Raw genomic sequence first — 23,719 nt, forward strand, 5'->3', positions numbered from 1 at the left:
ATATAAAACGTTTACAAAGATATATTTTTTAACAGAAAATTTTAATGAAATAGAAATATAAATATACAAAAAATATATTTGTGTGTATAATATGAATTATTAGAACATATATATATTTCTTTCTGTTTGAAAATGAAAGGGCTAACATTTTTTTGGAGGGTGGAAGTATGAAAAAAAAGATACCAGTTTTTGTAGTATCAACAGTAGCAATGAGCATGATATTAGGGGCATGTAGCTACCAAAAAGATGAACCGCAAGCAAACGCAAAAGGGGATAGCGGGAAAAGCGGTGCGAAGCAAGTTCTTAATTTAATTGAAACACAAGAAATTCCAACGATGGACCCAGCATTATCAGCTGACGCAGTTTCTTCAAAAGTAATGAACAACACGATGGAAGGTCTATACCGCCTTGGAAAAGATGATAAGTTAGTTCCAGGTGTAGCAAAAGAATTTAAAAAGTCAGAAGACGGTAAAAAATATACATTTAAATTACGTGAAGACGCGAAATGGTCAAACGGTGAGCCTTTAACGGCGAAAGATTTTGTATACGCATGGCAAAGAGCGATCAATCCAGACACAGCTGCGAAATCAGCATACATTATGTATGATATAAAAAATGCAGAGAAAATTAATAAAAAAGAGATGAGTCCTGATCAATTAGGTGTAAAAGCAATTGATGATTACACATTAGAAGTAGAATTAGACAATTCTATTCCATATCTTGTAGATTTAATGGTATATCCAATCTTTTATCCTGTAAATGAGAAATTTGTGAAAGAGCAAGGTGCGAAGTTTGGTTTGGAAGCGAACACAACGCTTTACAACGGACCATTTACATTAAGTGATTGGCAACATGAACGCAGTTTTAAAATGACAAAGAGCTCATCATATTGGGACAATAAAGAAGTGAAGCTTGAAGAAGTAAACTTTAATATTGTAAAAGATACATCTACGCCAATTAACTTATATGAAACAAATGCAATCGATCGAGCGACGTTATTAGCAGAGTTCATCGATAAATATAAAGGAAAACCAGATTTCAAAACAGTAGAAGAGACATCTGTATTTTTCCTACGCTTAAATCAAAAAGATCCAGCTTTAGCAAATAAAAATATTCGTAAAGCAATTTCCCTTGCTTTTGATCGTAAGCCGTTCGTTGATACATTATTAAATAACGGTTCTAAGCCAGCAACAGGATTAATTCCTGATAACTTCATTAAAGGTCCGGATAAAAAGGATTTCCGTGCTGAAAATGGTGATATTGTAAAACCAAATGTGAAAGAAGCAAAAAAATATTGGGAAGCTGGTACAAAAGAGCTTGGAAAAAATGAAATTGAATTAGAGTTATTAAATGAAGATGTTGAATTATCTAAGAAAACTGGTGAATATTTAAAAGGTGAACTGGAAAAGAATTTACCAGGCTTAACAGTGAAAATTAAACAACAACCATTCGCACAAAAGTTGAAATTAGAAGATGCGGGTGATTATGTCATGTCATTCTCTGGATGGGGGGCAGACTTCCCAGATCCGATCACATATCTTGATATGTTTGTAACAGATGGGTCACAAAATAAGATGAAGTACTCTAATCCGAAATACGATGAAATCATTATGAAAGCGAAAAAAGATGGAAGCGATGTAAATGCTCGCTGGAAAAACTTACTTGAGGCAGAAAAAATGTTACTTGATGACGCTGCGATTGTTCCAGTATACCAACGTGGTAGAGCATACTTACAAAGAGAAACAATTAAAGATATGTACAACCATAAATATGGCCCTGATGTGAGCTTCAAATGGGCATCCGTAGGGAAATAAAAAAAGCAGGCTAACCACCTGCTTTTTTTAATACGTGCGTTTCTTATAAATGCCTTTTCCGCCAACTTGATTCCAGCCGGATTGTACATCCAAACTTTTGTTAACAAACTTCATTTTTTCTTTTCCGCCAAAGAGCTTTTCGCCAATGCTATTTGTAATGACACCAATCAATGCTGTTATTCCGATGATGAGGGCAGCAACCGTAATAAAATCAACAAAAAAAGCAATCATTTGCAAACTCCCCCTTTGCCTGTCTGTATGTTTATTGTATGAGATAAAAAATAAAAAAGAAAGAAATGTCAGAAAAAAATTAATTTACTTTAGAAATCGTGTGGACAGGAGGGAGAATATTTGTTAAAATAAGAACAAATGTTCCTTTTCATTCTCATTTGTATAGTCTTACATTTCTTAATTGATTTATCAGGAAAAAGTAAGAAAACGTTCTTTTTTTCATAGGGAAGATTATAGATAAATAACTATATATTATATGAAAAATCTAGGGGGAATGAGTACTGAAAGGGTTGAAAGTTATTGTTCAAGTACAGATAAATTGAGCGTAATCATGTTACATAGCAGTGGAATACACGGAAGGGTTTTCTCAACTAGCAGGAAATTTACTGTATATTTCTTGCAAAATCTATTGTATAATGATTATAGAAGTTACTTATTAAAAGTAATTGTTGTTTATTATAAGTTGTTGCTTACATGAAATGCGATTTTTGTACTTTTCAATAAGACAAGTTATCGCGAAAAATTGCTGAAGTTAGAAATTAAAACTGTATTTAGTACAGAATTTGTACTCTTTAAGGAGAGTGAGCTTTGTATGGTAACATTATATAGTTCTCCAAGCTGTACGTCTTGTAGAAAGGCGAAATTATGGCTAGAGGAAAATCATATTCCCTATACAGAACGTAATATTTTCTCAGATCCATTAACAATTGAGGAAATTAAAGAGATTTTACGTATGACAGAAAGCGGAACGGATGAGATTATTTCTACTCGTTCGAAAGTTTTCCAAGAATTGAATGTAAACTTAGAATCTTTACCACTTCAAGATTTATATAAGATGATTCGTGACTATCCAGGGATTTTACGTCGTCCAATTATGATTGACGAGAAACGCCTTCAAGTTGGTTACAACGAAGACGAAATTCGCCGTTTCTTACCACGTACAGTAAGAACGTTCCAATTACGTGAAGCACAACGTCTTGTAAATTAATTATAATAATATGAAAACCTTCTACCTATTATATAGTAGAAGGTTTTTTTTAATGTTTCACATTGCGTAATCGAACTTGTTGTACGATAAAGCCGATGCATAAAATAGTGAAAATGAACAAATAAGGAATGCTTGCAGTGAAACTTGGGTTGTTATGAAAAAAGGTGGCAAGTCTGTCTTCATGTGTAACCATTTTTCCTGCAGTATAGGCAAGAATCGCTGCACCGCAATAAATGAGGAATGGAAATCGTTCCATAAGTATTAAAATAAGTTTGCTGCCCCAAATAATAATAGGGATAGAAATGAGTAAGCCAATTATGACGAGTAAAAATCTCCCGTGAGCTGCACCTGCAATGGCAATAACATTATCAAACCCCATAACGAGATCCGCGAAAACAATTGTCCGCACAGCTTGGAATAAAGTTGTTTTTCCTTGAATAGCAGAAAGATCGTTGTTATTATCAGTTAATAAATTGACTGCAATTAATGTAAGTAAAACCCCGCCAATCAGTTGTAGAAATGGAATGTCGAGTAAATAGACAGCTAATATAGTAAGGGCAATTCTTAGTACGATTGCTAAAAGAGTACCAATCAAAATAGCTTTATTTCGTTTCGATTCAGGTAAATTTCGGCTAGCTAGTGCGATGACAATTGCATTGTCACCACCTAATACAACATCGATACCGACAATCATTAGTACGGATGTTAAAAACTCTAAGTCCATTCGTCTGCCTCCATTTATGATGTTTTAATAAGCGAACTGTATGTATGTGATGAAGAAAGTTGTTGTTAAATAATCTCTTCCAATAGAAGTTTCACTTTATTAAAGTGTACGGGGGAATGTGGAAATGTATGTCCAAATTTTTTGTAAGTAAGAAATCGCTATAATAATATATTTATGTAGTTGATCGAGTAAAGATAGGCATATAACTATTTTTGTAAAATAAATCGATTTTATTTCCATTCTGGAGAATCTTATCATAAAATGAGAGTACAAGAATCTATTGATTTGTCATATGAGTGGGGAATCCCTTCATAACAATTCTAAGCAGGAAGGGAGAGTTGTATTTTGGATATTGAAAGAATTAATGATCATACGATGAAATTTTTTATTACGTACATTGATATAGAGGATAGAGGATTTAATCGTGAAGAAATTTGGTATGATCGCGAACGAAGTGAAGAGCTCTTTTGGGAGATGATGGACGAAGCTCGTGATCATGACGATTTCTTTATTGATGGGCCGTTATGGATTCAAGTGCAAGCAGTCGATAAAGGGATTGAAGTACTTGTCACGAAAGCAGAGCTTTCAAAGGACGGACAAAAGCTGGAACTACCGATAGGGGTAGACAAAATTATAGATATTCCTCTAGATGAAGGCATCGAATCATTATTCCAACAAGAGTTAGTCGAAGAGGTAGAAGAACAAACAGGAACAAACTTTAATGAAGATGGTACGTTTGGCTTTTTAATTAAATTTAATGATTTTGAAGATGTCATTTCATTAAGTCATCGTCTTATCTTTGAAGATATAAAAGATGAGCTGTATTCATTTGAGAACCGCTATTATGTATATGTGGAATTCGATGAAGTGCTACATGATGAAGAAGAAATCGATCGTATTTTAAGTATTATTTTAGAATATGGGGAAGAATCAACTTTAACAATTCATCGTGTAAGTGAGTATGGAAAACAAATTGTGAAAGAGCATGCGCTTGAAACGATTCGCAATAATTTTCCTGCTAAAACGTAGGCCGATTTCTGTAGTATGAAATCGGCTTTTTATATGAAGAATAGGAAAGCTTTCTTAGTTAGGAGGTAAGAGATGAAAAATACGTTAAAGCTGATTTTCTTTATCCTGCTATTGTTCGCATTATTTGTTTCGTTACGTATGTTTATTGATGTAGCATTTTATTCAGATGTGATTGGGATAAAAGATGTTTCGATTTTAGGTATTATTAGTATTTTATTTACAGTATCTGCGTTTTTAATTGGTTGCGTTATTTTCTTAGAAAATCGCCATCCATCTAAAACACTTACATGGTTAATTGTGTTAGGGATTTTTCCGGTATTTGGCTTCTTTGCTTATTTATTATTTGGACAAAATTTTCGGAGAAAAAGAATGTTTCAAAAGAAGGCGTTACTTGATGAACAGGCGTTTTTACAATATAAAGGGCATGAAGATTACGAAGAAAGAATTTTACGCAATCATAAGCATCAAGAGCTGTTATTTCGTTTAGCGGATCGCTTAGGCGCTTTAAATATTTCATTTCAAACTGAAACGAGGACATTAACAAATGGAGATGAAACGTTTCAGGCCATTTTAGATGGATTAAAACGAGCAAAACATCACATTCATATGGAATATTACATTGTGCGTGATGATAAATTAGGAACAGAAATTAAAGATATTTTAATACAAAAATCAAAAGAAGGCGTTGTTGTTCGTTTTTTATATGATGCGGTTGGAAGTTTTAAGTTATCAAAATCGTATATTGAAGAATTAAACGATGCAGGTGTTGAAATGATTCCGTTTTTTCCTGTGCGCTTTCCGATTTTAAACGATAAGATTAATTATCGAAATCATAGGAAAATTGTTGTGATTGATGGGAACGAAGGGTTTGTAGGCGGATTAAATATCGGTGATGAGTATTTAGGGAAAAGTAAATATTTTGGCTTTTGGCGAGACACGCATTTGTATTTACGTGGTGAAGCGGTTCAAAGTTTACAGCTTATTTTCCTTCAAGATTGGTTTTATATGACTGGAGAGGCTGTGCTAGCTCCTGAATATTTACAAGCAAAAGCAGTTGAGGGTGATCATTGGGGAGGCGTGCAGCTCGTTGCAGGCGGCCCTGATAATAAGTGGGAAACGATTAAGCATTTATATTTCGCAATGATCGCTTCTGCTCGGAAATCTATTTGGATTGCAACGCCGTATTTCATTCCGGATGATGATATTTTATCCGCATTAAAGGTAGCTGCGCTTGCTGGTATTGATGTTCGTTTGTTAATGCCGAGTAAGCCTGATAAGCGTACTGTCTTTTACGCATCGAGATCGTACTTCCCAGAGCTTTTAGATGCAGGGGTAAAGATATATGAGTATGAAAAAGGTTTTCTCCATAGTAAAGTTGTCATTGTCGATTCTGATTTAGCTTCAATTGGGACAGCTAATATGGATATGAGAAGTTTTCATTTGAATTTTGAAGTAAATGCCTTTTTATATGATACAGATAGCATTAAAAGACTTGTTCAAGACTTTAAAGATGATTTAGAAGAATCAAGTGAAATTCATGTCGATCATTTTCATAAAAGGCGTCTTCATAGACGAATTGTTGAATCAACGTACCGGTTATTATCCCCTTTATTATAAAAAGAGATGTCCGAAATTGGGACATCTCTTTTTTTAAAGGAATTTGTAATAAATTGTAGAATGTAAAGAGCTGAAAGGATGTGATTACGATATTTATAGCTAAAAGAGAAAACGGAGAAAAAATTCATTTACTCTACAATTGTAATGAAGAGCTTTTGCGCCGTATGCGTCAACAGGAACGATTCTTTTGTGTAGCTTGTGGAAAGGAAGTACAAATGAAATTAGGGAAACAAAAAAGTTGGCATTTTGCTCATAAAAAAGTGGATTCATGTCTTGCCTTTTATGAAGCGGAATCTATGTATCATAGGCACGGTAAAGAATTGTTATATAGATGGTTCGAACGTCAAAACTTTCATGTAGATATAGAGCATTATCTGCCCCAGATTCAGCAACGACCAGATATTTTTATAGAGAGAGCAGGGAGAAAAATTGCGATTGAATACCAATGCGCAAATCTTTCTATAGAGCAGCTGTACAAACGAACCTATTCGTATTGGCGAGCGGGTATACAGGTCATTTGGATCATTGGTGGAAATCAATTGAAAAAGCAATCTGCATATTGGATGAAATTTTCCTCACTTATGGCTTTCTCCTTACAATCTTATCCTCAACCATTTCTTATTTTCTTCTGTTCCAAACAAAAAGCATTTATGAAATGCGCGTTTCTCACTTCTTTTTCTACAAGCGTCTCTTTCTCACATACTATATATTTACCAACTGAAACTACTACTTTTGAACTACTCTTTTCCCCTGTTCCTTTCCAAAAAGAAATATTAGACCGAGAATGGAAGCAACGAAAGGACTATTTTCGAAAAAATGCTTTGCCTATTTGGAATTATAATTATAAGTCACTATTACGCCTCTTATATCAATTTAAATGTACCCCAGCGAGCTTTCCTTCTGAAATTGGTGTTCCACTCCCTTCTGGATTTGCTTTTCAAACAAACCCATTTATATGGCAAGCTTTTCTATATATGAAGTGTATAGGGGAGCTTGCAGTAGGAGAGTGTATTTCTCTTCAATATGTGTGTAGTTATGTAAAAAAGTATACGAAAAGGCGTATGCTCCCGTACTTTTCAAAGCATATATGGAAAGTAGCAGTTACTGAATATATGACATTCTTATGTTATACAGGTGTATTACGTAAAGTGGAGACTTATAAGTACCGGAAAATAAGGGGAATCGTTATGTTAAAAACAGAGGAGGAAGTTATGAAATATGATGAAACTTGTTTAGCGTATGCCTTATCTTTATTTGAGGCAAAGTACAACATGAGAGAAGGAAAAGGGGATATAATAAAGACTGATTGTGAAGGAATTACATAAGAAAAAAACGAATTGTACTTAAGTAGAGATAATTAAAGGAGGGCTTAAAGAATGTCTGAACAAAACAAAGCGAAAACATTACCAGATCGCAATGAGATTGAAGAAGCAAGTACGTGGCGATTAGAAGATATTTTCCAAACAGATGCAGAATGGGAAAAAGAATTCCAAGCTATTAAAGAGCTATTACCGAAGTTAACTGAATTTAAAGGGAAACTTGGTGACTCTGCGGACAATTTACTTGAGGCATTGCAATATGAAGACGAAATTTCAATGCGATTAGGTAAGCTATATACATATGCTCATATGCGTTACGATCAAGATACAACAAACTCTGTATATCAAGCATTAAATGATCGCGCAACAAATTTATATTCACAAGTATCTAGTAGCACAGCGTATATTGTACCTGAAATTTTGTCGGTTTCAGAAGATACACTGCAAACATTCTTGAAGGAAAATAGAGATTTAAGTGTATATGAACATGCATTAGAAGAAATTACACGTCAACGCCCGCACGTATTATCAGAAGCTGAGGAGGCTTTATTAGCGGAAGCATCTGAAGTAATGAGTTCATCAAGCAATACATTTGGTATGTTGAATAACGCGGATTTAAAATTCCCATCTATTAAAGGTGAAGACGGAGAAGAAATAGAAATTACACATGGTCGTTACATTCAGTTTTTAGAAAGTGATGATGGCCGTGTTCGCGAAGATGCATTTAAAGCTGTATATGAAACGTACGGGAAATTTAAAAATACATTCGCAAGTACGTTAAGCGGAGCAGTAAAACGTAATAATTTCAATGCGCGTGTTCGTAAATATGATTCTGCTCGCCAAGCTGCACTAAGCAATAATAATATTCCAGAAGCAGTATATGATCAACTTGTTGAAACGGTAAATGACAACTTACATTTATTACACCGTTACATCGATATTCGTAAGCGTGCATTAGGACTTGATGAGCTTCATATGTATGATTTATATACACCACTTGTACCAGAAGTGAAAATGAATGTGAAATACGAAGAAGCGCAAGACCTTTTATTAAAATCTTTAAACGTACTTGGTGATGAATATGTTGATATTTTGAAAGAAGCATATGAAAATCGCTGGGTAGATGTGTATGAGAATAAAGGAAAACGAAGCGGGGCATATTCATCTGGTGCATATGGAACAAATCCGTATATTTTAATGAACTGGCATGATAATGTAAATAATTTATTTACACTTGCTCATGAGTTTGGTCATTCGGTGCATAGTTACTATACAAGAAAAACACAACCACACGTATATGGTGATTATTCCATCTTCGTAGCAGAAGTGGCATCAACTTGTAATGAAGCGCTTCTAAATGATTATTTATTAAAAACGACAGAAGATAAGAAAGAGCGTCTATATTTATTAAATCATTATTTAGAAGGATTCCGTGGTACTGTATTCCGTCAAACGATGTTTGCAGAGTTTGAACATATTATTCATAAGAAAGTACAAGAAGGACATGCTGTTACGCCAGACATGCTAACGGAAATCTACTACGATTTAAATAAGAAATATTTCGGTGACGCTTTAGTAATCGACGAAGAGATTGGTTTAGAATGGTCTCGTATTCCGCACTTCTACTACAACTATTACGTATATCAATACGCAACAGGATTTAGTGCAGCGACAGCTCTATCTAAACAGATTTTAGAAGAAGGACAACCAGCAGTAGAACGTTATATTAACGAGTTCTTAAAAGCAGGAAGCTCTGATTATCCAATTGAAGTGCTGAAAAAAGCAGGAGTAGATATGGCATCTCCTGAACCAGTAAAAGAGGCACTACAAGTATTTGAAGAGAAATTAAATGAATTAGAAGCATTATTATTTGAAGAAAAGTAATGAAAAAAGACGAGAGATTGTATCCTCGTCTTTTTTGTTGAATAAATTCAATGTCGATATTTGTCGAAAAAATAAGGTGAATTTCTTTGTTTTTCTAACTGAAAGGATAGTTTTACAGCTGATTTTTGAAATTAAAACCCTTTGAATCTTTTTTTATGATTGAAATAAGAGAGAGTGATAACGATGATTCCAAATAAAAGAGGTAAGGCAATAATTTTAGGAAAAGCTTGTAGTAGAGAGAGGATGTACAAGAAAAAAGAAACGATGACAGCTAGAAAGAGAAGAGCAATATAAGATTTTTTCATAAATAACCCCCCTAAATGACCTTTTTTATAGCTTATTCAAAAATGAAAACGTTTAGAATGTGACAAAAGTGTGAATTTCGACAAAAGGGGTTGTCATCTGGCGTCGAATCTTGTAATATAATAAGCGTGAACGAATTCACATACAAACATATACCCCTTTGTTTGAACGTGAAAATTTCTCCCATCCCCTTTAATATTTTTATAAGCCGTAAAGAAAAAGACCTGGTGTTTACACCAGGTCTTTTTCTTTTGCTATCCATTTCCAATAACGTTCGCATTTTACTTCAATCATTTGTACTTTTCGTTTCAGTTGTAATTTTTTAAGTTCGCGCTCAATTTCTTGCTGCGGACAGTCATAAATAAATGCTACTTCTTTTGAAGATATAAATTGTGTTGCTTCTAGTAATGCTTCTAAAGGTGGTAATGGTTCTGGCTCAATTTCACATTTTACAAGTTCTTTCAATAATTGTACGTATACATCGTAGGAATAATTTCCAGCGATTTTAATACCTTCTTCATCTGAGTTCGCATGAAAAAAGACGAGGGAGGGTATTTCTGTAATATGCATCTCATTCGTGAATTTCAAGTCACATTGGAAAGCTTTTTTTGCACTAGCAGAATGTAGATCTTTTTTAAATTCTTCTACATCAATATTGCTATCTTTCGCACATGCAAGTAATAGTTCGCAGTCAGGGTTTGATACATTTTCAAGGAAAATGTATTCTTGGAGTTTTCGCAAAAACTTCGAACCTGCTTTTCGGCCTTGCAACTCCGCCGCCTTAATTGCCATCGAAACTAAATATGGTGTTGACGATGCTTCTTGCATATGTACCTTTCCATCACATGAAAAACCTTGTAAACTTGTTGTCTTTTCCCACACAAATCGAATATTAGCAGGTTTATTCCATTTGTGTGAGGAAGCGTTCGTTCCATCCACTTTTCCTGTTACGATATGACGAATAGAGAAGTATTTCCCGTATTCAAGCCATAGTTTAATAATAAAAGGCTCAATTTCCCAGCAATCTTTACAAAGTGGATCAATAAATAAATATGCTTCTACAGACTTATGCTCGCATGCGGAAGGAGATGGCATATTTATATGCTTTGCTTCCTGCTTATCCATTACACTTCACCTGTTTCGTTTGGAGTATTAACCATATGCTGAGCGGTTAATGCTAAACGTTCAAAAACAAACTCTCTTATATGACCATGCACTCCAGTATCATCCATTGCTTGCTCCATACATGATAGCCAAGCCTCTGCTCGTTTTGGAGTAATCTCAAACGGAAGATGGCGTGCCCTTAACATAGGATGACCATGTTCTTCAGTGTACAAATTAGGACCACCTAAATATTGTGTTAGAAATTGCTTCTGCTTCCTAGCGGTTTCTGTTAAATCTTCCGGGAAGATGGGAGATAAGTCAGGGTGTTTACTGACATAGGAATAAAATGTATCTACTAATATTGCAATGCATTGTTCACCGCCAATTGCTTCAAATGGTGTCATCGGTTGCTTGCTCATCCTTTATAAACTCCTTTTTCCATGAAATGTATATCTATTGTAGCAATGGAATGTTCGAGAGGGCAAATAAACAGCCTTCTCAAACATTCTTTGCTTATTCTACGGGTGTAAACTTTTTTAGTAAGATGTATCCACTAGTGAAACATATTCACTAGTGGAATTTTCACTTTAGCGTGCTTTGTTTTGTTTGGCAAGGAAAAAGCGTTTTACTTTGTTATTTGTATGACGAACAGGTATGTTATGTTGCGTTAATAAATGAATAAATGCAGCTTTTCCTGTTTCTTCATCTTGCACTTCAAATTCAATTTCATAATCATCGTGATTGTAATAGAAACTATGATCAAAGACAAGCGTTCCGCCTTTAAATAATGCTTCGGCTCTTTCAGTTGTTAAACTACCCATATAAGTTAAAGTGGAAACAGGAATTTGTAATTTGTGTAGTTGATCCATTACAGCCCCTGGAATGATTACGTTTGTTTCCATCATCATTCTTGCTTCGTCTTCTGTTACGACTTGATGCGTTTCTAACAAGCCGACTTCTGCAGGTTGTTTCAATGTTAATGTATAAGTTTCTCCTTTATGACGAATACGAAGTGCAGAGCCGGCTTCTTTTAACGAGAAGCCCGGTGTTTCAAAGTAGTGATTCACCTGTTTCGTAAATGCTTCAATAGAGAATGATTTACATAATGTATCGAATTCTTCTTCTGTAACAATATTTTTAAATTCAATTTCAATTTCTTGTGTCATTGTATGCGCGCTCCTTTTAAAAAATAATTCTTTACACATTATCGCTTTTTCATAAATTTGGTTCAATGTTTTATTTGTTTGCGTCCATGTTATGATACAATAATACTGTTAAGTAAGACAGGAAGTTGAGATGGAGGAGTTAGAGCATGCAAAATAAAATTCAAGTTAAGAGCGTAGAAAAGAGAGAGAATGCGCTTATTTTTTGTGCGGAAAATAATGAAATAGAGGTAAAGGAGTTAAGTGCGCGTAATCACGTACTTGTAGACTCAGACAATTTATCATTTTTATATATATTAGAAAACGAATCATCTTTCATTTATGTAAGTATTCCGCACACATGCTGGGAAGCAATGCATGAAGCGATGAATAACGATATAGTAATGTTCGTTCGTGTGAATGACGTTGAAATGGAATTAGAAAATTTAAAAGAAGAAGTAGAATATTTAGTTGAAAATATTGAAGGTAATGCAAATTACGGAGAAGAACTAGTAACTGCTGTAGAAAAAGTATTTCTATAAGCAAATGGATTGATTTTGGTGGTGGTTGAAATGAATCGAAATTGGGAAGAATTTTTAGCACCTTACCATCAAGCGGTGGCAGAGCTGAAAGTGAAACTAAAAGGAATGCGTACTCAATTTGCAATGTTGACAGAGCATTCTCCAATTGAGTTTGTAACAGGAAGGGTAAAGTCGGTTGCTAGTATTATTGATAAAGCGGAGAAGAGAAATGTACCGCTAGATCGGCTGAGAGAAGATATGCAAGACATCGCGGGCCTTCGAATGATGTGTCAATTTGTTGATGAGATTAAGCCTGTTGTAGAATATCTTCGAAAACGAAATGACTTTGAAATCGTGGAAGAACGTGATTATGTCACGCAAAAGAAAGATAGCGGCTATCGCTCTTATCACGTTGTCATTAGTTACCCCGTTCAAACGATTCAGGGAGAAAAAAAAGTATTGGTAGAAATCCAAATACGCACGTTAGCAATGAACTTTTGGGCAACAATTGAGCATTCTTTAAATTATAAATATAGTGGACGTTTTCCTGAAGATATTAAAATACGCTTGCAACGTGCAGCGGAAGCGGCGTTTTTATTAGATGAAGAAATGTCTTCTATTCGTCTTGAGATTCAAGAAGCGCAGAAGGCTTTTTCAAGAAAGCAAGAAACGAAAGATTCCGAATCATAAACTAAAGGGTGTTGGGCGATGAAATTTACAATTATGTCAAAGGGAGATCAATCATCAGATACACTGGCAAGCACGATGAAAGAGTACTTGTTAGATTTTGGATTTACAATGGATGAAAAAGAACCCGATATTGTAATTTCTGTTGGGGGAGATGGAACGCTTTTATATGCGTTTCATCGTTATTATAATCGATTGGATGAAACAGCATTTGTTGGTGTACATACAGGACATTTAGGTTTCTATGCAGATTGGTTACCGACAGAAGTAGAGAAATTAGTAATTGCGATTGCGAAAACACCATTCCAAGTGGTGGAATATCCGCTTTTAGAAGTGATTATTCGCTATGTGAATGGAAGTAAAGAGTCACAGTATTTGGCGATGAATGAGGCGACTGTAAAAAGTGCAGAAGGTACATTAGTAACAGAAGTAGAAATACGCGGAGAATATTTTGAAACATTCCGCGGGGACGGCCTTTGTATTTCTACTCCTTCAGGAAGTACTGCATATAATAAAGCGCTTGGCGGAGCAATTATTCACCCTTCTATTGAAGCGATTCAAATTGCAGAAATGGCATCCATTAACAATCGTGTGTTTCGTACTGTGGGATCGCCACTCGTATTGCCGAAGCACCATACATGTGTGTTAAAGCCAGCTGCAGGAATGAACTTACAAATTACAGTGGATCATTTAACGATGGTTCATCAAGATGTGAAATCAATCCAGTATCGCGTCGCAAACGAGAAAGTACGATTTGTTCGTTTCCGCCCGTTCCCGTTCTGGAAACGAGTTCGTGACTCGTTTGTTGCAGATAAATAGAAAGGGTTATAAATTTGAACAGATTTACATTGAAATGGGATATAGGACTGGCTGAAGAGAGTACTTTAGTTAGGGAATTTTTGAAAACGAAAGGTATTTCTAAAGCCGCTTTAACGGATATAAAGTTTCACGGCGGGGCAATTGAAGTAAATGGTCAACATGCGAGTGTTCGTCATCAGTTGCGCGCTAGTGAAGAATTACGCATCTTTTTTCCAGTGGAGGAAAGAAGTGAAGGGATGATTGCAGAAGATATCCCTTTATGCATTGTATATGAAGATGATGCGGTTCTTATCATTAATAAAGAGGCGAACATGTCAACGATTCCATCTAGGGAACATCCGACAGGGAGTGTTGCCAATGCGCTTTTATCTCATTATGATAAGCAGCATCTTGCAAGTACAGTACACATTGTAACACGGTTAGATCGTGATACTTCAGGGCTTATGCTTATTGCAAAAAATCGTTTCGTGCATCATCTTTTATCGAAGCAGCATCAACAAAAAGCTGTGAAACGAACGTATGAAGCAATTGTTCACGGTGAGATGGTAGAACGAGAAGGAATGATTGATGCACCAATTGGTCGGAAATCTGATAGCATTATTGAGCGAACGGTTTGTGAGGATGGACAAAGGGCAGTTACTCATTTTAAAGTAATTGATAGTACATATCATAAGACACATGTAGCGCTGGAGCTTGAGACAGGAAGAACGCATCAAATTCGTGTGCATATGGCTCATATAGGACATCCATTACTTGGTGATAACTTATATGGAGGAAGAAGGGATGAAATGAAACGGCAAGCACTTCATAGTAAATCTTTGACGTTTTATCATCCTATTTTAGAGAAAGAAATGTCTTTCACTATAAAGATTCCAAGCGATATGCAAGAGTTACTTAGGAATGCTTAAAAAGGGAACAAAATTCTTATGTTATAAAGAATTTTGTTCCCTTTTTTCTTAGCGGAATAATATTAAAATTTGGTTCTCACCCGTACGCTTTATAACGAAAAATCCACTTTCGGCTTTTGTAGCAATGCCATTGTCATTTGGACGACAATATCCATGCGTTTCGCAAGTGCCGTCATCACGTACTAACATTTGCCCAATTAATCCGACAGGAAGCCACTCGGCGCGATCTTTTCTTGCTACATATTTGCAAGCTGGATCCCATTCTGTATTTAAAAGAGGTTGTATTTCTTCTGATTCCGTCCATACATATTGGCGTTTTCCAAAGTTGTCTGTTTTATAGCGTTTTTGCCAACTTAAAGCCCCGCTATTTCCTATAAGTGCAGGGGTTGCACTAGATATTCCTAAAATGAACGAATCGTGTGAAGTAGCTATCCGAATTTTTTCTTCGCTACTAAATGTAACGAAATAACCGACATCAATAGGTTTATGACCTTCTGTTTCAAACATTTGTGCAAAATCCGTTCCGCTTGCATTGTAAGACGCGCCCTCAATATACATTTCTCCATTATGGGCAAGCCATTTAGCACCGATATTATGGTCGGTGTCGTTTGCACCATTTGCAATAAACCAGGAATAAGCTTCTTCTGCAGTGCCGAAGCGCCCCATAATATGGCTACCTGCAAAATGAGCTGTTGATGTATGATGACCTTCCGCATGAGAAGAGAAGCCGTTAGCGATAGTTGCGGTTCCTTCTGCGTGTGCTGCTTCGCCTAAAGCAGTCGTCTGTTTACCCTCCGCATGAGAATAAGCACCGCCTGCTGTCGTTTCACTTCCCTCACTATGCGAACTATGTCCAGTTGCTTTTGAGTTGGATCCTTCTGCATGAGAGAAAGAACCTTTTGCGTGTGTTAATAAGCCTTCCGCATGTGCTGCCATGCCCTCCGCATGAGAGTGAAGCCCCTCCGCATATGCATATCGGCCGCCCCTTTTAACTTTTGTATTTTCAGGTGTAGGTGTCTCAATTATGAGTGGTTTTTCAGTTTGTATATCATTCGATGAAGCTAATGCTTCTTTTATTTTTTTTACTTTGTTTATAATAGCAGCTGGAATTTCTGGTTCCACTTTTTTATTTATTGCTACAGAATTATTTTCTTCCGCGGTTTCTTCTGTTTGGTTAGAACGTAGTACCTGTTCATCTTGATTTGAGAGCTGTTTATTTTTTTGTTGCATCTTTATTTTTCTGCGATCGATTATGTGGTTCATCACAGCATTTTCTAAAGAGACATATGTTGGTTTTACTTTGCTTTTTTTTGATGACTCTTGTTCTTCTAGTTCTTCTATGGCTGCAGCCCGAATGCTACACCAGTTGTTAATTCCGTACATGGGCAGATATAAAGGGGGAAATTTTCTTTTTTGTTTAGAAGATTTTTTCTTCATTCTGTCACCTCCTGCGACATTATATGTAAAGCAATTAAAAAAAGATGCACTTTATTGCATCTTTTTTTAATTACTTTACCTAGTTTTATATGAGATCTGCCTAAATAATACGGTAATCTCTCGCTAAGTAAGGTAGTTATGAAATTGGACGGAACTTCTCAGTGACAAAAGGTAAAGAAGAAGGGACAGAGATAGTCTCCATTTCAGGATAACGTAATCCGGTTAATTTGCCACCAAATACAGCACCAGTATCAATATTGACTGTCTGATTGACGAATCGAGGTTCTTTTACTGGTGTATGTCCATATACAATCCAAGCTTGCCCCTTGTATTCTTGCGCCCAATCGCGACGGACAGGTGAGCCATCGGCATGCTTTTCTCCTGTAATATCACCATATAATACAAAGGTTTGTACTTTTTTATCTCGTCTTCCTATGTAATCTTGCCGAATCCCAGCGTGACATACGATTACTTTTTTTTCATCTAGTATGTGGTAGAGTGGTGATTGTTCATAAAGAGTGATAAACTTTTCTTTTATAATGTTTTGCTTATGAGAAGGAAGTGCCTCATATTCAGCGACAGTTGTTTCAAGTCCGTGAGCGATTGTTACATTACGTCCAAGGAAAAATCGATATAGTTTATTACAGTGATTTCCAGGAGCGTAATAAGCTTCTTTTTTATGTATGACAAGTTCCCATACAATTTCGATCATACGTAATGAATGAGGACCACGGTCTGTAATATCACCAACGAATGCAAGTTTACGTTGTTCAGGGTGGATCGGTAGACCGCTACTCCAGTTATACCCTAGCTTCTCTGTTAAATTTTGAAACTCTTGGAAGCATCCATGAATATCTCCTATAATGTCATATTTCATATTTAAACCTCCATCGTATTTTTCATTAGTATATCTAAAAAAGGATAGAGATAAAAATATAGCGTTTTTGTGTTGTTCATTTAAACATAAAGCTTTTCGTTCTTGAGCGAATATTTAAAATGAATCCAATCGCAATCATGTATGTAAGCAGTGAACTTCCTCCGTAGCTCATAAGAGGTAATGTTATCCCTGTAATGGGAAGTAATCCGATTGTCATCCCGATATTTTGGAATACTTGGAAAGTAAACATTCCGATTGTACCAGCGCAAATGTAACTACCGAAAGGGTCATTACTTTCTAAAGCGATATGAATCATTCGAAAAATGAGTAAGAAAAAAAGTGAAATAATGACACTTGCACCTAGAAATCCAAATTGTTCAGCGACATTAGTGAAAATAAAATCTGTATGTGGTTCTGGAAAATATACTTGTCCATTTTCCCACCCCTTTCCTTGCATTTCTCCGGATCCAGTCGCTAAGAATGCTTGTCTTAATTGATAGCCTTGCGCATCATATTTGTAAGGTGCCAACCATCCGTAGAAGCGATTTAATTGATATTCTTTTAAAATGTGTGCTTTAAAGAAATCTGTGTGAGTAAAAAAAATATATATTAATGTAGATCCAGCCACGAAAGTACCTGAAACTAATCCGAAAATAAAACGCCATCGTATGCCAGAAACTAGTATCATTGCTGCAAGCATCGCTGAAATGACCATTGTGTTTCCTAAATCTGGTTCTTTTGCAATAAGTAGTAGTGGTGGCAAGCTTGTCGCAAATATTTTTCCAAGTAATAAAAAATCGTCACGCATTGTTTGGGAAAAATATTTCTCATTATGATTTGCTATAATTCGTCCAATGACGATAATTAAAAACAATTTCATAATTTCAGAAGGCTGAAAATTTCCGATGCCTGGGAGCCTGTACCAAGCGGTAGCGCCTTTAATTGTAACGGCACCTGGTACTTGAAGTTCTAGTCCAATAAGTAGTACCATTGCAAAGCTATACAAATACCAAGCAATTTTTTGATAACGATCGAAATCGATAATCATAATAACACCAATGGCTATAAATCCAATGAAGTACCATTGGATTTGCTTGAGTACAAAATTGACGTTTTGTAAAAATGGCGGTAAGGAGGCTTGCGCACTTGCAATAGCACAACAACTAACAATCCCAATGGCAAATAAAATAAATAGTAATACGTAGTCTATTTGATATTGAGAATTTGAATCTTTCAATGTAGGTATTCCTTTCTACTGCTCTTTATAGTAATGGATTTTATAGTATGAGAAAGAATGTATGAACTATACGAATGATTCACATATAGTCCATACACTTTTGATTTTGCAGAGTAGTTTAATTGTTTAACTCTTTAATAATTATATCCAAACAATGGGCAAGACGTACATGTGCGTCAGGAAAAATATCTAGTTGATGAAGGTAGTATTTTAAGGAACTTTTACACCATTTGTAAGCACTAAGTAGAGCTGTTCTATAGTCTATAGTATTTTGTAAAAATCCATATTCTTTTGCTGTTATAACGAGGTGTGTGAAATCTTCGCAACCTTGAAGTAGTTTATTGTGTATTTGTTGTCCAGCATGGTAGCGAAATTGACTTAAAGGCTCAGAAATGTATATTGCATTTCCTTTAGAAAGTAAAGAAATCCATGAGGCCATATCAACACTACAAGAATATTGTCGCTCTTTAAGGGTGCCAAAAGGTTCAGTGAGCAAGTTCTTTCGAAACAAAGTAGTTGTAGGTTCGCCGATAATGTTGTGGCCGGCCTTTAGCATCCAGTCGCCTAAAAATATTCCGTTTAATGGGGTATCTTCGCTATATAACTTTTGTGTTGGATGGGCATCGCCGATTAGATTTCCATGATCATCAATACGTACTCGATAAGAAGTAACAAGAGCAAGATCTTTATTGGAATCTTGCTCAAAATAGGCCATCATTTTTTGTATTTTATGCTTATAAAACACGTCATCGTCCATTAAAAAATTTATATACTCACCATTTGATTTTTCTATGAGCATAAGGTCATTGTGAAATTGTCCTAGAGTAGAGATATTTCGAATGTATGTTATATTTTTATAATTTGGTAAGTATTGTTCATGGATTAGAGTTGCTGTTTCATCATTTGTACTATCATCTCCGATGATGATTTCAATATTTGAATAAGTTTGTGCCAATGCACTTTCTAGAGCGATTTTGAAATAATGGGGTCGATTATAAGTGGGAATAAGGATAGAAACGAGAGGTAGATTTTTTTCACTCGCCATACATAACTTCCTTTCAGAAGCTTTTTTTTGTAAGAACAATATCTTGGTAACTTGTATATTCTGGTCTGCCGCACCATAAACCATAATGTGGCTTATTGATTATTTCTAGACCATACTTATTCAATAGATTGCAAATATCTGTCTCAGGATAAGCAACTGCAAAATTGGGAATATCTTTATTTACAACGTAGCAATTTTCAATTCGATGATAAAAACCTAATGTACTTTGTCCTGCATTTAAATAATAGGACGATTCAGGATTTATTAGAAAGAATGTAATGAAACATCTCCCGTCTTTTTTTAATACACGTACAATTTCAGATACGTAATGTTCTAATTCTTTTGGAAGAAGATGTGTAAATACAGAAGTTAAAAAGATAAAATCGAATGTTTCGTCTTCATAGGGAAAACGATATTGAGAGGCATCTTCTTTTCCTTCTGGATTATAGAATTGATTGTATATATCAACATGTTCAAAGTGAAAATTATTACGCATAGTTAAAATGTTATTTTGACACCAAGTAATTCCATCTTTAAACAAATCAAATCCATAATATGCTCCATCATCATTTAAGTAATTCATTAATGGTACAGCCATTCGGCCGACGCCGCAGCCTACATCTAATACTTTTTCATTTGATTTTAAAGCGCCAATTTGAATAAAATGCTTTAGGAACTCTTTTCCAACCTTTTTGAAGTCGCCACCTACATATTGGACGAGTTCAGGAGGGGGGAGTAAAGTCATTTCTTTGTTAAGTTCGCTCATGAGTATACCCCTTTCTTGTTTGAGAATATGCAGTCACTCTATTAATAAAATTTTCAATTTGTAGTGAGAGAACAAAGGAAAACAATTGTTATATGTAAGGAGATTCCACAAAAGAAATATTTAATTGGATTAGAAGTGAGAGAAGAATGAGTGAAAATGGAATCTCCTATAGATTAAATCTTGTTTATTCTTTTCTCCAATAAACGCCAAATACATCAATTTTAGTAATAGGGGCTTTTAAATTTCGTTGCTTTCTAAAGTCTGTCACAGCCTCAGCGCATGGCGGTAGCCCGTAGTCATCGATAATTATATAGCCACCTTTAGAAACTTTATCATATAAGTTCATGAGACCATCCATGGTGGATTCGTACATATCACCATCAAGCCGTGCAATTGCTATTTTTTCAATTGGTGCTGTTGGTAAAGTATCTTTAAACCAACCTTTTAAAAATTTCACTTGATCATTTAGTAAATCATATTTTTTAAAATTCTCTTGTACTTGTTCTAAAGAGACGCGTAAGTAATCGAATGTGTGTAAATAATCACCGTAATCTTTTGGATATTGTTCTAGATTCGGTGCTGGCAAACCTTCAAATGAATCTGCGACCCACACAGTACGATTCGTAATGTTGTTTGCTTGTAAAAAACCATTCATAAAAATGCATGATCCTCCGCGCCATACACCTGTTTCAATAAAATCTCCCTCTATATTTTCACGAACAACGGTTTCCATTGCCTCTTGTAATTGGTTCATACGTTCTCGACCAATCATGCTATGTGCTGCTCTTGGCCAATCCATTCCATCATGACGTTCACTTTTTGAAACATTTGGTTTTACAATTTTTAAGTTATGGTTTTCGGCATATTGCTTAATGAATAAAGGGAGGGGGACTGTAACGGGTTCGAATTCTAGTTCTTTCGAAATATGTAGAGATGCGGGTAAGTATGCCTCATATTCCAACCATATTTCAAATAAAATTGTTTTCTTTAGCAATTCGAGATAAAGCTGAACAGCAGATTTACTTTCCATATTTGTGCCTCCTGCAAAATGTCATACAACAATATGATTATGTAGCTAACGAATGTTTCATGATTGAATTTGAAATTGAAAAAGCAGTAAAACTGATATCAGTTTTACTGCTAAGTAAAAAATTAAGCAACTTTTTCAATAATAATGGATGCACTCGTACCAAGAGCTAATGATAGCCCAAGTCCTGTAACAATTACTTCAACCAATGATGGAGTTGTCGTAATTTGCGTAATTGCTTGAATAACGATAGGTGCTCCAAGTGAGATTAAACTTGATCCAGTACCTGGTACAGGTACTCCATTCACTTGGATTGTAAGACCTCCTAATAAGCTTACTGTTGCAGTATTAGCGATAACAGTAATTTTATAGAATCCAGTTTCACTAATTACGAAAGTATCAGCATCTAATTGAGAAATTGCTGTACCAAACTGAGATCCAACAGTATTAAATGGTACTGGATCATTAATTCCTAGATCTAAAGAAATCCCACCGGAGTTAAATGCATATAATCCTGCTGGAAGTCCTAATCCGGATGGTCCAGTCGGTCCAGTAGCCCCCGTAGGTCCAGTAGCTCCCGTAGGTCCGGTAGCCCCAGTGTCACCAGTAGGCCCGGTAGGTCCAGTAGCCCCAGTGTCACCAGTAGGCCCCGTAGGTCCGGTAGGCCCCGTAGGTACAGTAGGCCCGGTAGGTCCGGTAGGTCCAGTAGGCCCGGTAGGCCCAGTTGGAAGGGTAAACGGTGGTATCGGTGGTAATGTTGGTCCTACAAGATTAGGGTCAAATGCACTAGCTGATAAAGATTCATCGGGATTTAATCCATTTGAATAATTATTATTTGACATAAATTCACCTCCATAAAGCGTTCATTATATAGTAGATGCAAAACCGAAAGAAAATGACACGGACATTTGAATTATTGAAAAGAAATCTTAAACTACTTGAACAATTAAAAAAAATGGAAAGTTTAGTATATGTATAACATATGATTGATTTGGAAGAGGGTGATTATGTTGAACAAGCAAGGAATTACAATTAGTTTATGTATGATTGTTCGAGATGAGGAGGAGACAATAGCCCGTTGTTTAGAGACAGTTGAGAAAATTGTGGATGAAATTATAGTAGTGGATACAGGTTCCGTCGATCGAACGAAAGAAATCGTAGAGAAATACACTTCTAACATATATGATTTCCAGTGGATTGATGATTTTGCGGCAGCAAGAAATTTTTCTTTTTCAAAAGCGACGCAAGAGTATATATTGTGGCTAGATGCAGATGACGTATTATTAGAAGATGCCCAAGAAGCATTGAAACTCTTAAAAATAGAATTAGATCCTAAATTTGATGCTGTTTCGATGCCTTATCATCTTGCGATGGATTCTAACGGGAAACCTTTATATTGTACAAAAAGAAATCGACTTGTAAAGCGTGAAAAACAATTTCAATGGTTTGGAAAGGTTCATGAGTATTTAGCTATTGCTGGTGAGACTTTTAGTAGTAAAGTTGCTATTACACATAAAAAAGAAAAAAAAGTAACAAATCGTAATTTGAAAATTTTTCAAAATACTGTAGCAGCAGGGGAAGAATTGAGTTCGAGGGATTTATTTTATTACGCAAATGAATCTATGGATAACCAAAAATATGATGATGCAGTTCTTCTTTATGAAACATTTCTTAATCAAGACGAAGGATGGTATGAAGAGAAAATTTATGCATGTGGTAAGTTAGGAGATTGCTATGCGAAGCTCGGAATGTGGGAGAAGGCAATCGAATCTTGTGTGAAGTCGTTTCGGTATGACGTCCCTAGAGGAGAGAATTGTACAAGAATAGGATATATATATATGGAACAAGAAAAATATAATGAAGCGATATTTTGGTTTAAACTTGCAACGGAAGTACCAATGGCAACGGAAAGTCCTTTTCATAGTCCAGCTAGCTACACATGGCTACCCTATTTACAAATGTGTATTTGTTATAGCAGGTTAGGGGAGCAGGATAAAGCGTATTATTACAATGAATTAGCAGCTTCTTATGTTCCGAATAATGCTGCAATTGAATATAACCGTAAATATTTTCGGGGAGTTTTTGATAAACCATATAAAGCGTAATAGGTTTCGTTTTTTAGAAATGATTTATCGTTATTCTAACTCTAATAGATTGGTTATATATTAGAGTATCAGTAACGAAACCAATATAGATAAAAAATTTTATAAAGCTATTTGCGGGCTAATAATCAGTGGGGG

Annotated in this window: 25 protein-coding genes; 12 read left to right on the top strand and 13 right to left on the bottom strand. The window is 35.5% G+C overall.

Annotated elements, in window-relative coordinates; translation table 11 throughout:
* The first annotated feature begins 167 nt into the window (after nt 1-167).
* Nucleotides 168-1,814, top strand: a complete 1,647-nt coding sequence (locus DN403_RS27395) for a peptide ABC transporter substrate-binding protein (protein ID WP_000727253.1) — start codon at nt 168-170, stop codon at nt 1,812-1,814.
* A gap of 27 nt (nt 1,815-1,841) precedes the next feature.
* On the opposite strand, the gene DN403_RS27400 is transcribed toward DN403_RS27395, so the two are convergent.
* Nucleotides 1,842-2,045, bottom strand: coding sequence for a hypothetical protein (locus DN403_RS27400; RefSeq protein ID WP_000559983.1), 204 nt, complete (start codon nt 2,043-2,045; stop codon nt 1,842-1,844).
* On the opposite strand from DN403_RS27400, the gene DN403_RS32005 reads away from it, so the two are divergent.
* Together DN403_RS32005 and spx are read left to right on the top strand one after the other, a co-directional pair.
* Nucleotides 1,972-2,172 (top strand): dithiol-disulfide isomerase, encoded by a 201-nt coding sequence (locus DN403_RS32005; protein WP_080117684.1) that lies wholly within the window; start codon nt 1,972-1,974, stop codon nt 2,170-2,172. The two genes, DN403_RS27400 and DN403_RS32005, sit on opposite strands and share 74 nt — an antisense overlap.
* A gap of 465 nt (nt 2,173-2,637) precedes the next feature.
* Nucleotides 2,638-3,033, top strand: coding sequence for a transcriptional regulator Spx (spx, locus tag DN403_RS27415; protein ID WP_000258267.1), 396 nt, complete (start codon nt 2,638-2,640; stop codon nt 3,031-3,033).
* A 49-nt stretch (nt 3,034-3,082) separates the two neighbouring features.
* Here spx and DN403_RS27420 read toward each other — a convergent pair whose 3' ends face one another.
* Nucleotides 3,083-3,757: a TerC family protein gene (locus DN403_RS27420; protein ID WP_000362600.1), complete on the bottom strand. Its 675-nt coding sequence runs from the start codon at nt 3,755-3,757 to the stop codon at nt 3,083-3,085.
* Nucleotides 3,758-4,102: 345 nt separating this feature from the next.
* Here DN403_RS27420 and mecA point away from each other — a divergent pair, with 345 nt between their 5' ends.
* The 4 genes from mecA to pepF all read left to right on the top strand — a co-directional run bounded on the left by mecA (nt 4,103) and on the right by pepF (nt 9,606).
* Entirely contained in the window at nt 4,103-4,786 is a 684-nt protein-coding gene (gene mecA, locus DN403_RS27425; protein ID WP_000350716.1) for an adaptor protein MecA, read from the top strand.
* A 72-nt stretch (nt 4,787-4,858) separates the two neighbouring features.
* Entirely contained in the window at nt 4,859-6,403 is a 1,545-nt protein-coding gene (locus DN403_RS27430) for a cardiolipin synthase (RefSeq protein WP_000799189.1), read from the top strand.
* Nucleotides 6,404-6,483: 80 nt separating this feature from the next.
* Nucleotides 6,484-7,728 carry a competence protein CoiA gene (locus DN403_RS27435; RefSeq protein ID WP_000628322.1) on the top strand — a complete coding sequence of 415 codons (1,245 nt, stop codon included), beginning with the start codon at nt 6,484-6,486 and terminating at the stop codon, nt 7,726-7,728.
* Between the two features lie 51 nt (nt 7,729-7,779).
* Entirely contained in the window at nt 7,780-9,606 is a 1,827-nt protein-coding gene (pepF, locus tag DN403_RS27440) for an oligoendopeptidase F (RefSeq protein WP_000003356.1), read from the top strand.
* 131 nt (nt 9,607-9,737) lie between these two features.
* Here the strand turns inward: pepF and DN403_RS31405 are convergent, their stop codons facing one another.
* The 4 genes from DN403_RS31405 to DN403_RS27455 form a co-directional block, all read right to left on the bottom strand.
* Entirely contained in the window at nt 9,738-9,911 is a 174-nt protein-coding gene (locus DN403_RS31405) for a hypothetical protein (protein ID WP_000750354.1), read from the bottom strand.
* Between the two features lie 229 nt (nt 9,912-10,140).
* Nucleotides 10,141-11,034, bottom strand: a complete 894-nt coding sequence (locus tag DN403_RS27445; protein ID WP_000360643.1) for a ClpXP adapter SpxH family protein — start codon at nt 11,032-11,034, stop codon at nt 10,141-10,143.
* Entirely contained in the window at nt 11,034-11,432 is a 399-nt protein-coding gene (locus DN403_RS27450; RefSeq protein WP_000043386.1) for a globin domain-containing protein, read from the bottom strand. Before DN403_RS27450 ends, DN403_RS27445 begins: the two co-directional genes overlap by 1 nt.
* A gap of 168 nt (nt 11,433-11,600) precedes the next feature.
* Nucleotides 11,601-12,179, bottom strand: coding sequence for a CYTH domain-containing protein (locus DN403_RS27455; protein ID WP_016077971.1), 579 nt, complete (start codon nt 12,177-12,179; stop codon nt 11,601-11,603).
* Between the two features lie 146 nt (nt 12,180-12,325).
* Here DN403_RS27455 and DN403_RS27460 point away from each other — a divergent pair, with 146 nt between their 5' ends.
* The 4 genes from DN403_RS27460 to DN403_RS27475 are packed head-to-tail and all read left to right on the top strand — an operon-like array spanning nt 12,326 to nt 15,090.
* Nucleotides 12,326-12,697: a UPF0738 family protein gene (locus DN403_RS27460; protein ID WP_001179996.1), complete on the top strand. Its 372-nt coding sequence runs from the start codon at nt 12,326-12,328 to the stop codon at nt 12,695-12,697.
* A 30-nt stretch (nt 12,698-12,727) separates the two neighbouring features.
* Nucleotides 12,728-13,366, top strand: coding sequence for a GTP diphosphokinase (yjbM, locus tag DN403_RS27465; protein WP_001081480.1), 639 nt, complete (start codon nt 12,728-12,730; stop codon nt 13,364-13,366).
* Nucleotides 13,367-13,384: 18 nt separating this feature from the next.
* Nucleotides 13,385-14,182 (top strand): NAD kinase, encoded by a 798-nt coding sequence (locus tag DN403_RS27470; protein ID WP_000673196.1) that lies wholly within the window; start codon nt 13,385-13,387, stop codon nt 14,180-14,182.
* Between the two features lie 14 nt (nt 14,183-14,196).
* Nucleotides 14,197-15,090: an RluA family pseudouridine synthase gene (locus tag DN403_RS27475; protein ID WP_001079127.1), complete on the top strand. Its 894-nt coding sequence runs from the start codon at nt 14,197-14,199 to the stop codon at nt 15,088-15,090.
* A 48-nt stretch (nt 15,091-15,138) separates the two neighbouring features.
* Here DN403_RS27475 and DN403_RS27480 read toward each other — a convergent pair whose 3' ends face one another.
* The 7 genes from DN403_RS27480 to DN403_RS27510 form a co-directional block, all read right to left on the bottom strand.
* Nucleotides 15,139-16,527: a peptidase G2 autoproteolytic cleavage domain-containing protein gene (locus DN403_RS27480; protein WP_000730506.1), complete on the bottom strand. Its 1,389-nt coding sequence runs from the start codon at nt 16,525-16,527 to the stop codon at nt 15,139-15,141.
* A 136-nt stretch (nt 16,528-16,663) separates the two neighbouring features.
* On the bottom strand, nt 16,664-17,404 hold the full coding sequence (prpE, locus tag DN403_RS27485) for a bis(5'-nucleosyl)-tetraphosphatase PrpE (RefSeq protein WP_000872691.1): 741 nt from the start codon (nt 17,402-17,404) through the stop codon (nt 16,664-16,666).
* 76 nt (nt 17,405-17,480) lie between these two features.
* Entirely contained in the window at nt 17,481-18,641 is a 1,161-nt protein-coding gene (locus tag DN403_RS27490; RefSeq protein ID WP_000655325.1) for an FtsW/RodA/SpoVE family cell cycle protein, read from the bottom strand.
* A 118-nt stretch (nt 18,642-18,759) separates the two neighbouring features.
* The gene (locus DN403_RS27495) at nt 18,760-19,686 is read right to left on the bottom strand and encodes a glycosyltransferase family 2 protein (protein ID WP_000135606.1); all 927 of its coding nucleotides are present in this window, start codon (nt 19,684-19,686) and stop codon (nt 18,760-18,762) included.
* A gap of 13 nt (nt 19,687-19,699) precedes the next feature.
* Nucleotides 19,700-20,452 carry a class I SAM-dependent methyltransferase gene (locus tag DN403_RS27500; RefSeq protein ID WP_149185964.1) on the bottom strand — a complete coding sequence of 251 codons (753 nt, stop codon included), beginning with the start codon at nt 20,450-20,452 and terminating at the stop codon, nt 19,700-19,702.
* Nucleotides 20,453-20,636: 184 nt separating this feature from the next.
* The gene (locus DN403_RS27505; protein WP_000444387.1) at nt 20,637-21,482 is read right to left on the bottom strand and encodes a TylF/MycF family methyltransferase; all 846 of its coding nucleotides are present in this window, start codon (nt 21,480-21,482) and stop codon (nt 20,637-20,639) included.
* 122 nt (nt 21,483-21,604) lie between these two features.
* Nucleotides 21,605-22,321, bottom strand: coding sequence for a BclA C-terminal domain-containing protein (locus DN403_RS27510; RefSeq protein ID WP_149185965.1), 717 nt, complete (start codon nt 22,319-22,321; stop codon nt 21,605-21,607).
* Nucleotides 22,322-22,486: 165 nt separating this feature from the next.
* On the opposite strand from DN403_RS27510, the gene DN403_RS27515 reads away from it, so the two are divergent.
* Complete coding sequence (locus tag DN403_RS27515) at nt 22,487-23,584, top strand: glycosyltransferase (RefSeq protein ID WP_000932911.1); 1,098 nt, start codon at nt 22,487-22,489, stop codon at nt 23,582-23,584.
* The last annotated feature ends 135 nt before the right edge of the window (nt 23,585-23,719 follow it).

This window comes from Bacillus sp. AY2-1 (genome assembly GCF_008368965.1).
Classification (GTDB): Bacteria; Bacillota; Bacilli; order Bacillales; family Bacillaceae_G; genus Bacillus_A; species Bacillus_A thuringiensis_S.

Excerpts from the sequence above, each read along its gene's own strand:
- yjbM (WP_001081480.1), top strand. The coding sequence starts at position 12,728 with ATGAATCGAAATTGGGAAGAATTTTTAGCACCTTACCATCAAGCGGTG.
- DN403_RS27515 (WP_000932911.1), top strand. The coding sequence starts at position 22,487 with ATGTTGAACAAGCAAGGAATTACAATTAGTTTATGTATGATTGTTCGA.
- DN403_RS27450 (WP_000043386.1), bottom strand. The coding sequence starts at position 11,432 with ATGAGCAAGCAACCGATGACACCATTTGAAGCAATTGGCGGTGAACAA.
- DN403_RS27460 (WP_001179996.1), top strand. The coding sequence starts at position 12,326 with ATGCAAAATAAAATTCAAGTTAAGAGCGTAGAAAAGAGAGAGAATGCG.
- DN403_RS27445 (WP_000360643.1), bottom strand. The coding sequence starts at position 11,034 with ATGGATAAGCAGGAAGCAAAGCATATAAATATGCCATCTCCTTCCGCA.
- DN403_RS31405 (WP_000750354.1), bottom strand. The coding sequence starts at position 9,911 with ATGAAAAAATCTTATATTGCTCTTCTCTTTCTAGCTGTCATCGTTTCT.
- prpE (WP_000872691.1), bottom strand. The coding sequence starts at position 17,404 with ATGAAATATGACATTATAGGAGATATTCATGGATGCTTCCAAGAGTTT.
- DN403_RS27395 (WP_000727253.1), top strand. The coding sequence starts at position 168 with ATGAAAAAAAAGATACCAGTTTTTGTAGTATCAACAGTAGCAATGAGC.
- DN403_RS27495 (WP_000135606.1), bottom strand. The coding sequence starts at position 19,686 with ATGGCGAGTGAAAAAAATCTACCTCTCGTTTCTATCCTTATTCCCACT.
- DN403_RS27455 (WP_016077971.1), bottom strand. The coding sequence starts at position 12,179 with ATGACACAAGAAATTGAAATTGAATTTAAAAATATTGTTACAGAAGAA.
- DN403_RS27430 (WP_000799189.1), top strand. The coding sequence starts at position 4,859 with ATGAAAAATACGTTAAAGCTGATTTTCTTTATCCTGCTATTGTTCGCA.
- DN403_RS27470 (WP_000673196.1), top strand. The coding sequence starts at position 13,385 with ATGAAATTTACAATTATGTCAAAGGGAGATCAATCATCAGATACACTG.
- DN403_RS27505 (WP_000444387.1), bottom strand. The coding sequence starts at position 21,482 with ATGGAAAGTAAATCTGCTGTTCAGCTTTATCTCGAATTGCTAAAGAAA.
- pepF (WP_000003356.1), top strand. The coding sequence starts at position 7,780 with ATGTCTGAACAAAACAAAGCGAAAACATTACCAGATCGCAATGAGATT.
- DN403_RS27480 (WP_000730506.1), bottom strand. The coding sequence starts at position 16,527 with ATGAAGAAAAAATCTTCTAAACAAAAAAGAAAATTTCCCCCTTTATAT.
- spx (WP_000258267.1), top strand. The coding sequence starts at position 2,638 with ATGGTAACATTATATAGTTCTCCAAGCTGTACGTCTTGTAGAAAGGCG.
- DN403_RS32005 (WP_080117684.1), top strand. The coding sequence starts at position 1,972 with ATGACACCAATCAATGCTGTTATTCCGATGATGAGGGCAGCAACCGTA.
- DN403_RS27420 (WP_000362600.1), bottom strand. The coding sequence starts at position 3,757 with ATGGACTTAGAGTTTTTAACATCCGTACTAATGATTGTCGGTATCGAT.
- DN403_RS27500 (WP_149185964.1), bottom strand. The coding sequence starts at position 20,452 with ATGAGCGAACTTAACAAAGAAATGACTTTACTCCCCCCTCCTGAACTC.
- DN403_RS27400 (WP_000559983.1), bottom strand. The coding sequence starts at position 2,045 with ATGATTGCTTTTTTTGTTGATTTTATTACGGTTGCTGCCCTCATCATC.
- DN403_RS27510 (WP_149185965.1), bottom strand. The coding sequence starts at position 22,321 with ATGTCAAATAATAATTATTCAAATGGATTAAATCCCGATGAATCTTTA.